Source organism: Pseudomonas sp. F007, assembly GCF_057814275.1.
The window spans coordinates 233,213-248,095 of sequence record NZ_JBVATA010000007.1; the positions used below are offsets into that span (position 1 = coordinate 233,213).

Below are 14,883 nucleotides of genomic sequence, written 5' to 3' on the forward strand. Positions count from 1 at the left end.
AGCTGGCTTGCCAGCGATACAGACGCCTCGGTGTTTCAGATGTACCGAGGCGATTTTGTCGCGAGCAAGCTTGCTCCTACTTGCGAATCGAGAAATTCGCCATGTGTTCCAGGCCCTTGATCAGCGCCGAGTGGTCCCAGTTGCTGCCACCGATCGCCGCGCAAGTGCTGAACACCTGTTGGGCGTTGGCGGTGTTCGGCAGGTTGATGTTCAGTTCCTTGGCGCCTTGCAGGGCCAGGTTCAGGTCCTTCTGGTGCAGGCTGATACGGAAGCCTGGATCGAAGGTGCCCTTGATCATGCGGTCGCCGTGCACTTCGAGGATTTTCGAGGAGGCGAAACCGCCCATCAGCGCTTCACGCACCTTGGCTGGATCAGCACCGTTTTTCGAGGCGAACAGCAGGGCTTCGGCCACGGCCTGGATGTTCAGCGCCACGATGATCTGGTTCGCCACTTTGGCGGTCTGGCCGTCGCCATTGCCACCGACCAGGGTGATGTTCTTGCCCATGGCCTGGAACAGCGGCAGGGCGCGTTCGAAGGCATCGGCGTCACCACCGACCATGATGCTCAGGGTCGCGGCCTTGGCGCCGACTTCACCACCGGACACTGGCGCGTCGAGGTACTGGGCACCTTTTTCGGCGATCTTGGCGGCGAAGGCCTTGGTGGCAGTCGGCGAGATCGAGCTCATGTCGATCACCACTTTGCCTTTGCCAACGCCAGCGGCAACGCCGTCGGCACGGAACAGCACGTCGTCGACCTGCGGAGTATCCGGAACCATGACGATGATGAATTCGGCTTCCTGGGCGACTTCTTTCGGGTTCGCCAGGGCGACGGCGCCAGCGGCAACCAGGTCGGCAGGGGCGGCGTCGTGGTGCGCCGACAGGAACAGGCTGTGACCGGCTTTCTGCAGGTTCGCCGCCATTGGGTGGCCCATGATGCCGGTGCCGATAAATCCGATTTTAGCCATGAGAAAATCCTCTTGTTTTTGTCTTGCTGCTGCAAACGAATGGGGGCCGAACTTGTAGGAGCCGGCTTGCCGGCGAAGAGGCCATTTGATCCAGCATTGGTGTTGGCTGTAATAAGGCCTTCGCTGGCAAGCCAGCTCCTACAGGGTTTGGCAGTGTTCTTAGATCGCGTTATGGGTTTTCAACCAGCCCAGGCCGGCTTCGGTGGTGGTCAGCGGCTTGTATTCGCAACCCACCCAGCCCTGATAGCCGATGCGGTCCAGGTGTTCGAACAGGAAGCGGTAGTTGATCTCGCCGGTGCCTGGCTCGTTACGACCCGGGTTGTCAGCCAGTTGAATGTGGTTGATCTCACCCAGGTGCGACTGCAGGGTGCGCGCCAGGTCGCCTTCCATGATTTGCATGTGATAGATGTCGTACTGCAGGAACAGGTTGGCGCTGCCCACTTGTTCGCGGATCGACAGGGCCTGGGCGGTGTTGTTCAGGTAGAAGCCCGGGATGTCGCGGGTGTTGATCGCTTCCATCACCAGTTTCAGGCCCGCCGCCTGCAGCTTCTCGGCAGCGAACTTGAGGTTGGCGACGAAGGTTTTTTCTACCGTGGCATCGTCCACGCCTTGTGGGCGGATACCGGCCAGGCAGTTGATCTGGGTATTGCCAAGCACTTGCGCATAGGCGATGGCCAGGTCGACACCGGCGCGGAACTCTTCCACGCGATCCGGGTGGCAGGCGATCCCGCGTTCACCCTTGGCCCAGTCACCGGCCGGCAGGTTGAACAGCACCTGGGTCAGGCCGTGGGCATCGAGCTGGGCCTTGATTTCGGCGGAACTGAAGTCGTACGGGAACAGGTATTCGACACCGCTGAAGCCGGCTTTGGCGGCTGCTTCGAAGCGGGCGAGGAAATCCTGTTCGGTGAACAGCATGGACAGGTTGGCTGCGAAACGCGGCATGGTGGTCTCCCGTGAATCTTGTGAGGTCCCCTTTGTAGGAGCCGGCTTGCCGGCGAATGCGGTGGTTCAGTCACATCGATGTTGAATGTGCTGCCGCCTTCGCCAGCAAGCTGGCTCCTACAGGGAGGGCGAGCTGTTAATCGAGCATCGAAATCGCAGTCGGTGCGTCGTTGCCGACCAGCGCCAGGTCTTCGAATTCGTTGACCGCGTTGATTTCGGTGCCCATGGAAATGTTGGTCACGCGCTCCAGGATGATCTCGACGATCACTGGAACCTTGAACTCCTCGATCAATTCCTGGGCCTTGCGCAGGGCAGGCTGGATCTCGGCCGGCTCGAACACGCGCAGTGCCTTGCAACCGAGGCCTTCGGCAACCGCGACGTGGTCAACCCCGTAGCCGTTGAGCTCCGGTGCGTTGAGGTTGTCGAAGGACAGTTGCACGCAGTAGTCCATGTCGAAACCGCGCTGCGCCTGACGAATCAGACCCAGGTACGAGTTGTTCACCACGACGTGGATGTACGGCAGTTTGAACTGCGCGCCTACCGCCAGTTCTTCGATCATGAACTGGAAGTCGTAGTCGCCGGAGAGTGCCACAACCTTGCGGTTCGGGTCAGCCTTGACCACGCCCAGGGCCGCCGGGATGGTCCAGCCCAGCGGGCCGGCCTGACCGCAGTTGATCCAGTGACGCGGCTTGTAGACGTGCAGGAATTGCGCGCCGGCGATCTGCGACAGACCGATGGTGCTGACGTAGCAGGTGTCTTTGCCGAACACCTGGTTCATCTCTTCGTACACGCGCTGCGGCTTCACCGGTACGTTGTCGAAGTGGGTCTTGCGTTGCAGGCTGGCCTTGCGCTGCTGGCAGTCTTGCAGCCAGGCGCTGCGGTTCTTCAGTTTGCCGGCGGCTTGCCATTCGCGAGCGACTTCGATGAACACGGTCAGCGCGGCAGCGGCGTCGGACACGATGCCCAGGTCCGGGGTGAATACGCGGCCGATCTGCGTGCCTTCGATGTCGACGTGGATGAACTTGCGGCCTTCGGTGTAGACGTCGACCGAACCGGTGTGACGGTTGGCCCAACGGTTACCGATGCCCAATACCACGTCGGATTTGAGCATGGTCGCGTTGCCGTAGCGGTGCGACGTCTGCAGGCCAACCATGCCGACCATCAATGGGTGATCGTCAGGGATAGTGCCCCAGCCCATCAGGGTCGGGACGACTGGAATACCGGTCAGCTCGGCGAACTCCACCAACAGGTCGCTGGCGTCGGCGTTGATGATGCCGCCACCGGCTACCAGCAATGGGCGCTCAGCCTGATCCAGCAGGGCCAGGGCTTTTTCCACTTGCACGCGGCTAGCGGTCGGCTTGGCCAGTGGCAGTGGCTGGTAGGCGTCGATATCGAATTCGATTTCCGCCATCTGCACGTCGAACGGCAGGTCGATCAGCACTGGGCCTGGACGACCGGAACGCATTTCAAAGAAGGCTTTCTGGAACGCGTACGGCACTTGGCCCGGTTCAAGAACGGTGGTTGCCCACTTGGTCACTGGCTTGACGATGCTGGTGATGTCGACGGCCTGGAAGTCTTCCTTGTGCAGACGGGCGCGGGGTGCTTGCCCGGTGATGCAGAGGATTGGGATCGAGTCGGCCGAGGCGCTGTAGAGGCCGGTGACCATGTCGGTGCCGGCTGGCCCGGAAGTACCGATGCACACGCCGATGTTGCCGGCCTTGGTGCGGGTGTAGCCCTCGGCCATGTGCGAGGCGCCTTCAACGTGGCGAGCGAGGACGTGATCGATGCCGCCGACCTTTTGCAGGGCGGAGTACAGCGGGTTGATGGCGGCACCGGGGATGCCAAAAGCGGTATCAACCCCTTCACGGCGCATCACCAGAACGGCGGCTTCGATTGCTCTCATTTTGCTCATGGTTTTGTGCCTCTTTACGTTTTGTAATTGTATACAAGTGGCTTTGCGCAGAGTGTATTCACGGCGGACGGCGCAGGTCAATCCATTTTCTCAAGCACCCGTTTCATTCGGCGAAGGCCTATAAATACTGTGGCGTTTCGTCGCACAGGGCGCATTTCGAAAATTATTGTATACAAAAAAATAACTCATTGTGTTCTATTTGTTGCATCGGGCTGCGGCAAAAGGCAGCAGCCCCACGGCTTTCCGAAAAACAAAATGAGGACGGCACCATGAGCGCTTTAACCTTGAAAGTCGCAGTCAACCTGGCCAACCAGGCCATCGTCGCAGGGCGTGCAATCTCTGCAGCACCCTTGACCATTGCCGTGCTGGACGCCGGCGGTCACCTGATCACCCTGCAACGCGAAGACGGCGCCAGCCTGCTGCGCCCGCAGATCGCCATCGGCAAGGCATGGGGCGCCATCGCGCTGGGCAAGGGCTCACGCCTGCTGGCACTGGACGCCCAACAACGCCCGGCCTTCATCGCCGCGCTCAACAGCCTGGGACAGGGCAGCGTCGTGCCGGCACCGGGTGGTGTGTTGATTCGCGATCAGGCGGGTAACGTGCTGGGGGCGGTGGGCATCAGCGGTGATCTGTCGGATGTCGACGAGCAGTGCGCGATCACTGCGATCGAGGGATTGGGGCTGGGGTTGCAGGCGGATGCGGGGGTGGCGGCTTGATTTGCGTCGCTTGATCTGACGCTTTCGCGAACAGCGGAGCGCCGCCCGGGCTGCTCCTACAGGGATTTACGGGCACTGTAGATCCATTGTGGGAGCTAGCCTGCTAGCGATTGCTGTCGACCAGACACATTCGGCTAAACCTCTATACATCTCACCTGAAGGCGCCGGGCTAGCCTTCTCATGATCAATTTCTTGAGAGGCAAAGGAATGCCGAATTTTCCAGCTTCACATCGTCTTCGACGCGGTCGCTACGACGAATCCAACCGAATTTATCTCCTCACCACTAACACGTTTCGACGCGCACCGGTGTTTGAAGACTTCACTCTGGGCCGTCTAGTGGTGACTCAGTTGCGAAATGCGCAACAGCAAGGCATTGCAAACTCCTTGGCCTGGGTGGTCATGCCGGATCATTTCCATTGGCTGATCGAGTTGCAGCAGGGATCGCTGGCGGACTTGATGCAGAAAGCCAAATCACTGAGCAGCAAAGCGGTCCATCAAGCCACTGGTCGCAAGATCACTCTTTGGCAGAAAGGCTTTCATGATAGGGCGTTGCGACGGGAGGAGGACCTGGTGAAGGTGGCGCGCTATGTCGTTGCCAACCCTTTACGGGCCGGGCTTGTCGCGAAATTGGGTGACTATCCGCTATGGGATGCTATCTGGGTTTGAGCTGAGATCGAGTTGTCTGCATCGCTAGCAGGCTAGCTCCCACAGGATCCCCAGTGACCATAAATCCCCATGGAAGCGGCCCGGGCGGCGTTACGCTGTTCGCGATTGGCAGCAACACTGCCCATCAATCCAACTCAATACCCTTGAGCACCAGCCGAATAATCGTCTGCGCCGCCGCTTCATAATCCTCTTCATCCAGCTTGGCCTTGCCGGTGATGGCGGAGATTTGCCAGTCGAAGTCGGCGTAGGTCTGGGTCGCGGCCCAAATGCTGAACATCAGGTGGTTGGGGTCGATCGGGGCGATCTGGCCGCGGTCGATCCAGGTCTGGATGCAATCGATGTTGTGCTTGGCCTGGCCGTTGAGTTGCTCCACCAGGTCGGCGCTCAGGTGTGGCGCACCGTGCATGATTTCGCTGGCAAATACCTTGGAGGCAAACGGCAGGTCGCGGGAGATGCGGATCTTCGAGCGGATGTAGCCGCTGAGTACTTCATGGGGCACGCCGTCGGCATTGAATGGCGTCGAGGCCTGGAGGATCGGCTCGATGATGCTTTCGAGGACCTCGCGGTAGAGGTTTTCCTTGGAGCGGAAGTAGTAGTAGACGTTGGGCTTGGGCAAGCCAGCCTTGGCCGCGATGTCACTGGTTTTGGTCGCAGCGAAGCCCTTATCGGCAAATTCTTCGCTGGCGGCACGCAGGATCAGTTGTTTGTTGCGCTCGCGGATAGTGCTCATAAACCAAGGTGTTCCTTGCCGGTACTGGCGGTTGGGCATGTTAGCACCGGGCTTGCGCAGCGCTCAAGAATGCCTATTGGCGCCATGGCAGGCTATGCTGCGAAACATTTACTTACTCGGGAATTCTCAAGCCATGGCAGGAAGCAGTTTGCTGGTGCTGATCGACGACATCGCGGCGGTGCTGGATGACGTCGCGCTGATGACCAAGATGGCGGCGAAAAAGACCGCCGGGGTGCTTGGCGATGATCTGGCGCTCAATGCCCAGCAAGTCTCCGGCGTGCGCGCCGAGCGGGAAATTCCGGTGGTCTGGGCGGTGGCCAAGGGCTCGTTCCTGAACAAGCTGATCCTGGTGCCGTCTGCCTTGGCCATCAGTGCGTTCGTGCCCTGGCTGGTGACGCCGCTGCTGATGGTCGGCGGCGCCTACCTGTGTTTCGAAGGCTTCGAAAAGCTCGCGCACAAGTTCCTTCACAATCCGGCCGAAGACCACGCCGAGCATGCGCAGTTGACCGAAGCCGTCGCCGATCCAGCGGTCGACCTGGTGGCTTTCGAAAAGGACAAGATCAAGGGCGCGGTGCGTACCGACTTCATTCTCTCGGCGGAAATCATCGCCATCACCCTTGGCACCGTGGCCGATGCACCACTGACCCAGCAGGTGATTGTGCTCTCGGGGATTGCGATTGTCATGACCGTCGGCGTTTACGGCCTGGTGGCCGGCATCGTCAAACTCGACGACCTCGGTTTGTGGCTCACGCAAAAAACCTCGTCAATCGCCAAGAGCATTGGCGGGGCGATCCTGCGGGCGGCGCCGTACATGATGAAAAGCCTGTCGGTGATTGGCACTGCGGCGATGTTCCTGGTGGGCGGCGGGATCCTCACCCATGGCGTGCCGGTGCTGCATCACTGGATTGAAGGGGTTGGCGCGGCGGCGGGCGGGGCGGGGTTTGTGGTGCCGCTGTTGCTCAATGGTGTGGCGGGGATTGTAGCGGGGGCGGTGGTGTTGGGGGTGGTGATGGTGGTTAGCAAAATCTGGAAGGCGCTGAAGGCCTGACAGGAATCTCCTCCGTAGGAACAGCTCGGGCGGCGCTCCGCTGCTCGCGAAGCGTCGTGTCAGTCAGCATTTAAGTCGACTGACACTCCGTCTTCGCGAGCAAGCTCGCTCCTACAGGTTCCATCCCCAGAGGTTTTTCAGTAGCCGAAACTATTCGGCAATCTGCAGCTTGCGCGCCTCGGTATACACGTAGCGAACCTTCTCGTACTCGAACGGCGAGTTCATCTGGCCGTAGCGGAAGTGGGTCTGATAACGCTTGTCGACGCCGCGCAAAATCCAGATTTCCGGGTGGTTCTTGCTGACTTCAGGCACGTTGAGGAAGTTGATCGCATTGTCCGCGGTGTAGTCCACTACCAGCCCCGAGGTGTCGCGCAGGTTCGATGGGCCGAGAATCGGCAGGACCAGGTAGGCACCGCCCGGCACCCCATAGAAGCCCAGCGTCTGGCCGAAATCTTCACTCTGGCGCGGCAGGCCCATGGCCGTCGCCGGGTCCCACAGTCCGGCGATGCCGATGGTGGTGTTGAGCAGCAGGCGGCCGGTGGTTTCCAGCGAGCGTTGGCCCTTGAGCTGCAGCAGGCTGTTCACCAGGTTCGGCACGTCACCGAGGTTATTGAAGAAGTTGCTGACGCCAGTGCGCAGGAAACTCGGGGTGACGTAGCGGTAGCCGTCGACCACCGGCAGGAACACCCACTGATCGAAGCGGTAGTTGAAGTGGTAGACCCGACGGTTCCACGACTCCAGCGGGTCGTAGACATTCAAGGCGCTCAGGGTCGAGCGTTCGAACTCACGCTGATCCAGCCCTGGGTTGAACGTGAGTTGTTTCAGTGGCTCGGTGAAGCCGTCCGGATCGACCACGGGCGGGTTGTTGGCCTTGCTGTTGTCGGCATTGGCAGCGCCTGCGCAGAGCATCGCCGCGAGAATCAATAGATGTTTAGCCACGGAAAAACTCCAGCATGGCGTCGGCGTTGACGCGGTAGTTGAGGTTGCCGCAATGGCCGCCGTGAGGGTAGACCGTCAGGCGGTCACCAAAAGTCTTGCGCAGGAAGCCCAGGTCGCCCGGGCCGAGGATCACGTCGTCAGCGTTGTGCATCACGGCGATTTTCGAGCTGCTTTGCAGATAGTCCTGCAGTGCATACAGGCTGACCTGATCGATCAGTTGCAGCAGGCTGCCGCCATCGGTGCGGGCGCGCCACATGGGAATCACTTGTTCGGTCAGGTAGCAGTCGAAGTCGCATTGCAGCGCACGCTTGAGAAACGGCGTGAGGCTGGTGCCTTCGGTGATCGGGTACTTGGGTGGCGTAATCAGGCCGCGGCGGTTGACCAGGTCCGAGGTGTAGGCGATATCGGCCGCGGAGAAGCGGAACGAAGTGCCGATCAGCATCGCCATCTGTTCGTTGGTCAGGTGTTGTTTGGACTGCTGGAAGTCGTAGAGCAGGGCGTCGTTGAGGTCGATGTAGCCCTTTTGCTGGAAGTAGCGGGTCAACTTGTTCAGCACCAGCTCATAGAAAGTGGTGGTGTTGTTGATGCCCTTGACCTCGGTCTGCACCAGCTTGTCGAGGTTGGTCACCGAGGTGTAGAGGTTGACCGGCGGGTTGAGTAGCAGGACTTTCTTGAAGTTGAAGCTGCGTCGGGTTTCGTCCAGATGCGCAACGAAGGCCGCATCCAGGGCGCCGAGGCTGTAGCCGGTGAGGTAGAAATCGGTCACCGGCAGTTTCGGGTTCTGAGCCCGTACTGCTTGCATCACCCGGTACAGGTCCTCGGCATCTTCCTTGGTCACGCCAGGCGTGGCGAAGCGCGAGGCCGAGCTGATGAAGTCGAAGCTGGTGGGCGACGACAGCTGGACCACGTGATAACCGGCCTTGTAGTACAGGCGCTTGAGATACTCGTTAAGGCTGCTGTCATAGCGTGCGCCGGTGCCGGCGATCAGGAAAATCAGCGGGGCAGCGTGATCCTGGGTGGCCATGCGGTAGGTCAGCTTCTTCACCGCCCAGAAATTGTCCGGCAGCTCGAACTGCCGTTCAGGGCGCAGGGTCAGGCTGTGATCGCTCTGGTTGATGTCGTCATCCGAGGGCAGCTCGGGGCGCAGGTCCGGTGGCGTCGTAGCGATGGTCGCTTCAAACGGGTTGGTCAGCGGATAGCCATAGCTGGCGGCGTCGATATCCGCCGCCAGCGCGGACGCACTCAGGATAAGGCCGCCGAAAATGGCAGCGAAGCGCAAGGAACGGAGCATGACTAAATCCCTTAGAGGAAGGTGCCTATTAAAGTTCGCAGGCTATGACCACAGGAAGAGCGCCAAAGTGCCACGCATCGGCACCAAAGAGGCTGGGTTCGAGGTAATAGTAGCTGGACGATACACTTTGCTGGCATTTGATGAACAGATATCTGTTGATCGTTCTTGCGTCCGTGGGCCACGGGATTAAGCTGGGCGCCGTTTCTACCCATTGGAGTGTTCCATGTCCCGCCGCTTGCCCGTGATTGCGCTGCTCATCGTCCTGCCACTGTGGCTGGCCGCCAGTTATGGCGCGCGCTATGGCTTTATGGAGGACGCGCAGTGGGTGGGCATCTGCGCGGAGGAGGCGAGCCGCTGGGAATGTCAGCTGCGGGCGAACCTGGGCTGGTTGATCCACTTCCAGGTCATGGGCTGGGCGGCGCTGGTGGCAGCAGTGCTCGGCTTTCTGCTGCCGGGTCGGGCTGGCTGGTGGCTGGCGACGCTGGCGCTGGTCTGTGGTTTGCCGGCGCTGGCGTTGTACAACGCCAGCCTGGCGGTGTTTGCGGTGGTGATAGCCGGGTTGCGGTTGGTTCGGGCGTAACCGGCTTGCGCTATGGGTTGTTGCGTACGCGCAAGCTGCGCCACAACGCCGCCACCATCAACCCACTCACCAGCGCCCAGCCCCAGGCCTGCTGGTTCAACAGTCCCTCCTGATACAGTTGCGGCGCAATCCCTGCGCCTATGATCAAGGTCAGCAGGGCGATTTCCCGGCGTGGTGCGCTCACCGGGCGCACCAGATAGACCAGCGCCGGCAGCAGCAGGGCGGCGCTGGGGAAGCTGCGGTAGCGCGGTTCGAACACCAGGCCGAGCATCATCACTGCGGTGGCAAAACCGGCCGCGGCCAGCAGCCAGCCGGCGCGCCGCTCAAGCAGGTTGAACGCGCGTTGGCGCCAGCCGCTGCCAGCGTTCAGGCTCAGCGCGGCGTGGGCGAGGATTGCCAGGTTGAGGACGATCAGCAGGCCGGCCCAGGTCCATTCCCAGGTAGAACGGCTGGTGACTCGAGCCAATTCACCCCAGGTGCCGATGGCACAGGCCGCCACGGCACCGAGCAAGGGTAGGACCAGCGCCGCCCGGGTGCTGCTTACGCGACCACCAAGCAGCAGGGTGCCGAGGAAAATCAGGCCACCGACTGCCAGCCATTGTGGCCAGAGCGGCAGGTTGCTGACCGGGCCGGCGAGGATGCCTTTGTCCTGGCGGTCGGCGTCGAACAGTCCCCAGTAGCCGCCTACCGCGCCTTCGCTGCCGCGTTTCCAGGGTTGGTCGAACGCCTCGATCAGGTTGTAGCGCCAGCCTTGCTGTTCGGCGAGGGCAACAAAACCTCGAATGAACCGCGCTTCATTGACCCGGCTGGGCACCGCGGTTTCGCGCTGGCGGCCTTCGCTGGGCCAGCCGGTTTCACCGATCATCACGTCCTTGGGCGCGAAGCGGTTGCCGAATACCTGGCGTACTTCGGCGACGTGCTGCAGGGCCGCGTCGATGTTGGAGGGATCGTCTTCCCAGTACGGCAGTAGATGGATGGTCAGGAAGTCCACATTCGGGGCGATTTCCGGGTGCTTGAGCCAGAACTCCCAGACGTCGGCATAGGTCACCGGTTGCTTGACGCTGCGCTTGACCTGCTTGATCAGCGCGGCCAATTGCGGGCCGGTGACTTCCTTGCGCAGCAGCGCTTCGTTACCGACGATGACCGCCGAGACCACGTCCGGGTTGGCGTTGGCTTCGGCGATCAGCAGGTCGATCTCCTTGGCCGTGTCCACCGGGTTGCTGTTGACCCAGGCGCCGATCATCAACTTCAGTCCGTGCTTGCGCGCCAGGCCCGGCAGCGCTTCGAGGCCGGTCACCGAGTAGGTGCGGATGCACTCGAAACGGGTGGCGAGCAGGGCGAGGTCGGCGTCCATGCGCTCGGGGCGCAGGTTGAACGGCTGGTCGAACGGCGACTGGTCCTTGTCGAAGGGGGTGTAGGAGGCGCATTGCAGTTTGTGCGTCGGGGTCGCGGCGTCCGGCAGCAGAACCGGTTGACCGAGGCCATACCAGTAGCCGCCCAGGGCGAACAGGCCGAGCAGGCAGGCAAAGACATAGGCGGCGAAAGGGAAGCGCGAGCTGGAGGGCATGGTCAGGCCATCGGGGAGCAAAGCCGCGCATCTTACCTGCATTTATCCGCAGCTTGGTGGGCTGCAATGTTTTTACATGCAAAGTTCGAGCGGGGCGGGTGAGGGCTTTTTGCCAAGCTGTCGTTAATGGCTTTCTGATGTCGTTTATCGCTGCCTTGAGGTCGCTGACAGAGCAGGTCGTCGTCGGCGCGAGGTTGATGATCATTCCATCAGTACTCCGCTGATGTTCGAACGCGTTTGCGGTGAAGCGTGATGGGGGCGCGGTGCACCAAAACAATAGGTTGACGACGCTGCTCGGCACCCGTCGGGCGCAGCACTTTCGGGGAAGTAACGATGAAGATGCGACGACTCTTAGGCGCAAGTGCCGCTCTGGTACTTGCGATGGGCTCCACCTTGGCCAGCGCCGAAAACAAAACCCTGAGCATCGGCTACGTCGACGGTTGGTCCGACAGCGTGGCCACCACCCATGTGGCCGCTGAAGTGATCAAGCAGAAGCTGGGTTATGACGTGAAACTGCAAGCCGTGGCCACCGGGATCATGTGGCAGGGCGTGGCCACCGGTAAGCTCGATGCGATGTTGTCGGCCTGGTTGCCGGTGACTCACGGCGAGTACTGGGCGAAGAACAAGGACAAGGTGGTCGACTACGGTCCCAACTTCAAGGATGCCAAGATCGGTTTGATCGTGCCGGAGTACGTCAAGGCGGTATCGATTGCCGACCTCAAGACGGATACCACCTTCAAGAACAAGATTGTCGGCATCGACGCCGGTTCAGGCGTGATGCTCAAGACTGACCAGGCAATCAAGGACTACGGCCTCGATTACAAGCTGCAAGCCAGTTCCGGTGCTGCAATGATTGCCGAACTGACTCGCGCCGAAGACAAGAAAGAGTCGATTGCCGTGACCGGTTGGGTGCCGCACTGGATGTTCGCCAAGTGGAAACTGCGTTTCCTCGAAGATCCAAAAGGCGTTTACGGTGCAGCAGAAACCGTTAACAGCATCGGCAGTAAAGAGCTGGCGACAAAAGCGCCAGAAGTGGCGAAATTCCTGAAGAACTTCCAGTGGGCTTCTAAAGACGAAATCGGCGAAGTGATGTTGGCGATTCAGGATGGCGCCAAGCCTGACGCTGCGGCCAAGGATTGGGTGGCCAAGCACCCCGAGCGCGTTGCCGAGTGGACCAAGTAAGTTGAGTTAAGCGTCTAGTCAGCACCTTCCAGGCCCCTTTGGCAGTCATGCCAAAGGGGCCTTTTTGTTTCTGGCACAACGTGGATGAATGAAGTTCTTTTATTGCGCGTGGGTGAATTGGAGGAATCGACAAGTCCGTCTAATACTAAGGTCGTCTGGAACCTCTCCTCCAGCCGCATACAGTGGATATGTTCCAACTAAAATCTGTGCTGCGAGGATAAAAACAATGAACGACAGCATTTACCTCTCGATTCAGAACAGCCCGCGCTTTAAGGAGCTGGTTCGCAAAAGAGAAAAGTTCGCCTGGATTCTCTCGGCGATCATGCTTGGCTTGTACTCCGGTTTCATTCTTCTGATTGCCTATGGGCCGCAGGTATTGGGGGCGAAGATCAGCCCTGATTCGTCAATCACCTGGGGTATTCCGATTGGCGTGGGGCTGATTGTTTCGGCCTTCATCCTGACCGGTATTTATGTACGTCGCGCCAACGGCGAATTCGACGATCTGAACAATGCGATCCTGAAGGAGGCCAAGCAATGATCCCGCGTCTGATTGCAGCCCTGGGCATTGCCGCCTTCGCACCGGCCGTTTGGGCCGCTGATGCGCTGACCGGCGAAGTTCACAAACAACCGCTGAATATTGCAGCGATCCTGATGTTCGTGGCCTTTGTTGGCGCGACCTTGTGCATTACCTACTGGGCGTCCAAGCGTAACAATTCGGCCTCTGACTACTATGCAGCGGGCGGCAAGATCACCGGCTTCCAGAATGGCCTGGCAATTGCCGGCGACTACATGTCTGCCGCGTCCTTCCTCGGTATTTCCGCGCTGGTGTTCACCTCCGGCTACGACGGCCTGATCTATTCGATCGGCTTCCTGGTGGGCTGGCCGATCATTCTGTTCCTGATCGCCGAGCGCCTGCGCAACCTGGGTAAATACACCTTTGCCGACGTGGCGTCCTACCGCCTTGGGCAAACCCAGATTCGTACCCTGTCGGCCTGCGGTTCGCTGGTGGTGGTGGCCTTCTACCTGATCGCGCAGATGGTGGGTGCCGGCAAGCTGATCCAGCTGCTGTTCGGCCTCGACTACCATGTCGCGGTGATTCTGGTGGGTATCCTGATGTGCATGTACGTGCTGTTCGGCGGCATGCTGGCGACCACCTGGGTGCAGATCATCAAGGCGGTATTGCTGCTCTCCGGTGCCTCGTTCATGGCGCTGATGGTGATGAAGCACGTCAACTTCGACTTCAACATGCTGTTCTCCGAGGCAATCAAGGTTCACCCGAAAGGTGAGGCGATCATGAGCCCGGGCGGCCTGGTGAAGGATCCGATTTCCGCGTTCTCCCTGGGCCTGGCGCTGATGTTCGGTACCGCTGGCCTGCCGCACATCCTGATGCGCTTCTTCACCGTGAGCGATGCTAAAGAAGCGCGCAAGAGCGTGTTGTACGCAACCGGCTTCATTGGCTACTTCTACATCCTGACCTTCATCATCGGCTTCGGCGCAATCCTGCTGGTGAGCACCAATCCGGCGTTCAAAGATGCGGCTGGTGCGCTGCTGGGCGGCAACAACATGGCGGCGGTGCACCTGGCCAACGCGGTGGGTGGCAGCATTTTCCTCGGCTTCATCTCGGCGGTGGCGTTCGCGACCATTCTGGCGGTGGTGGCTGGCCTGACCCTGGCCGGTGCGTCGGCGGTGTCCCATGACCTGTATGCCAGTGTGATCAAGAAGGGCAAGGCCAACGAGAAGGACGAGATTCGCGTCTCGAAAATCACCACCATTGCCCTGGCAGTGCTGGCGATTGGCTTGGGCATTCTGTTCGAAAGCCAGAACATTGCGTTCATGGTTGGCCTGGCGTTCTCGATTGCAGCCAGCTGCAACTTCCCGGTGCTGCTGCTTTCCATGTACTGGAAAAAGCTGACCACCCGTGGCGCGATGATCGGCGGCTGGCTGGGGCTGGTCAGTGCGGTGGGCCTGATGGTGCTGGGTCCGACCATCTGGGTGCAGATCCTGCATCACGAGAAGGCGATCTTCCCGTACGAGTACCCTGCGCTGTTCTCGATGATCATCGCGTTTATCGGGATCTGGTTCTTCTCGATTACCGACAAGTCGGCGGCTGCGGATAAGGAGCGGGAGTTGTTTGTTCCGCAGTTCGTTCGTTCGCAGACTGGCCTGGGGGCGAGCGGGGCGGTTTCGCACTGATGCTTCTTATATAAGCTGAGCGGTTTGGAAATGCCCTGGTCGAGAGACTGGGGCATTTTTTTTGGGTTTGAGTTTGGAGCTGGTTTTGGTGGTTGCTGCGAGCTAACGCTCGGCCTGTAGGAGCTGGCTTGCCAGCGAAAAACCTGAGGCCGC

14 protein-coding genes are annotated in these 14,883 nt (G+C 60.2%); 7 read left to right on the plus strand and 7 right to left on the minus strand.

Annotated elements, in window-relative coordinates; genetic code table 11:
• Positions 1-76: 76 nt before the first annotated feature.
• The 3 genes from ACZYR5_RS18940 to gcl all read right to left on the minus strand — a co-directional run bounded on the left by ACZYR5_RS18940 (position 77) and on the right by gcl (position 3,818).
• A complete protein-coding gene (locus tag ACZYR5_RS18940; RefSeq protein ID WP_489091011.1) occupies positions 77-964 on the minus strand; it encodes a 2-hydroxy-3-oxopropionate reductase in 888 nt (295 codons plus the stop codon).
• A gap of 159 nt (positions 965-1,123) precedes the next feature.
• Complete coding sequence (hyi, locus tag ACZYR5_RS18945) at positions 1,124-1,906, minus strand: hydroxypyruvate isomerase (RefSeq protein WP_489091012.1); 783 nt, start codon at positions 1,904-1,906, stop codon at positions 1,124-1,126.
• Between the two features lie 136 nt (positions 1,907-2,042).
• Positions 2,043-3,818 carry a glyoxylate carboligase gene (gene gcl, locus ACZYR5_RS18950; RefSeq protein ID WP_489091013.1) on the minus strand — a complete coding sequence of 592 codons (1,776 nt, stop codon included), beginning with the start codon at positions 3,816-3,818 and terminating at the stop codon, positions 2,043-2,045.
• A gap of 269 nt (positions 3,819-4,087) precedes the next feature.
• Here gcl and ACZYR5_RS18955 point away from each other — a divergent pair, with 269 nt between their 5' ends.
• Both ACZYR5_RS18955 and ACZYR5_RS18960 read left to right on the plus strand, forming a co-directional pair.
• Positions 4,088-4,534, plus strand: coding sequence for a GlcG/HbpS family heme-binding protein (locus tag ACZYR5_RS18955; protein WP_489091014.1), 447 nt, complete (start codon positions 4,088-4,090; stop codon positions 4,532-4,534).
• A 207-nt stretch (positions 4,535-4,741) separates the two neighbouring features.
• A complete protein-coding gene (locus ACZYR5_RS18960) occupies positions 4,742-5,200 on the plus strand; it encodes an REP-associated tyrosine transposase (protein ID WP_489091225.1) in 459 nt (152 codons plus the stop codon).
• A gap of 124 nt (positions 5,201-5,324) precedes the next feature.
• On the opposite strand, the gene ACZYR5_RS18965 is transcribed toward ACZYR5_RS18960, so the two are convergent.
• Positions 5,325-5,930 (minus strand): TetR/AcrR family transcriptional regulator, encoded by a 606-nt coding sequence (locus ACZYR5_RS18965; RefSeq protein ID WP_489091015.1) that lies wholly within the window; start codon positions 5,928-5,930, stop codon positions 5,325-5,327.
• A gap of 133 nt (positions 5,931-6,063) precedes the next feature.
• Between ACZYR5_RS18965 and ACZYR5_RS18970 the strand changes: the two genes are divergently transcribed.
• On the plus strand, positions 6,064-6,978 hold the full coding sequence (locus tag ACZYR5_RS18970; protein ID WP_489091016.1) for a DUF808 domain-containing protein: 915 nt from the start codon (positions 6,064-6,066) through the stop codon (positions 6,976-6,978).
• Positions 6,979-7,128: 150 nt separating this feature from the next.
• Here the strand turns inward: ACZYR5_RS18970 and ACZYR5_RS18975 are convergent, their stop codons facing one another.
• Positions 7,129-7,887: an MlaA family lipoprotein gene (locus tag ACZYR5_RS18975; protein ID WP_489091226.1), complete on the minus strand. Its 759-nt coding sequence runs from the start codon at positions 7,885-7,887 to the stop codon at positions 7,129-7,131.
• A 22-nt stretch (positions 7,888-7,909) separates the two neighbouring features.
• Positions 7,910-9,208 (minus strand): serine/threonine protein kinase, encoded by a 1,299-nt coding sequence (locus ACZYR5_RS18980; RefSeq protein WP_489091017.1) that lies wholly within the window; start codon positions 9,206-9,208, stop codon positions 7,910-7,912.
• 223 nt (positions 9,209-9,431) lie between these two features.
• Between ACZYR5_RS18980 and ACZYR5_RS18985 the strand changes: the two genes are divergently transcribed.
• Positions 9,432-9,788 (plus strand): hypothetical protein, encoded by a 357-nt coding sequence (locus ACZYR5_RS18985; RefSeq protein WP_489091018.1) that lies wholly within the window; start codon positions 9,432-9,434, stop codon positions 9,786-9,788.
• A gap of 10 nt (positions 9,789-9,798) precedes the next feature.
• Here ACZYR5_RS18985 and ACZYR5_RS18990 read toward each other — a convergent pair whose 3' ends face one another.
• The gene (locus ACZYR5_RS18990; protein WP_489091019.1) at positions 9,799-11,397 is read right to left on the minus strand and encodes a glycoside hydrolase family 17 protein; all 1,599 of its coding nucleotides are present in this window, start codon (positions 11,395-11,397) and stop codon (positions 9,799-9,801) included.
• 291 nt (positions 11,398-11,688) lie between these two features.
• On the opposite strand from ACZYR5_RS18990, the gene ACZYR5_RS18995 reads away from it, so the two are divergent.
• From ACZYR5_RS18995 to ACZYR5_RS19005, 3 genes are all read left to right on the plus strand, one after another.
• Positions 11,689-12,537 (plus strand): glycine betaine ABC transporter substrate-binding protein, encoded by an 849-nt coding sequence (locus ACZYR5_RS18995; RefSeq protein ID WP_027621074.1) that lies wholly within the window; start codon positions 11,689-11,691, stop codon positions 12,535-12,537.
• Positions 12,538-12,763: 226 nt separating this feature from the next.
• Positions 12,764-13,075 (plus strand): DUF485 domain-containing protein, encoded by a 312-nt coding sequence (locus tag ACZYR5_RS19000; RefSeq protein WP_027621075.1) that lies wholly within the window; start codon positions 12,764-12,766, stop codon positions 13,073-13,075.
• Positions 13,072-14,730, plus strand: coding sequence for a cation acetate symporter (locus ACZYR5_RS19005; RefSeq protein ID WP_489091020.1), 1,659 nt, complete (start codon positions 13,072-13,074; stop codon positions 14,728-14,730). Before ACZYR5_RS19000 ends, ACZYR5_RS19005 begins: the two co-directional genes overlap by 4 nt.
• The last annotated feature ends 153 nt before the right edge of the window (positions 14,731-14,883 follow it).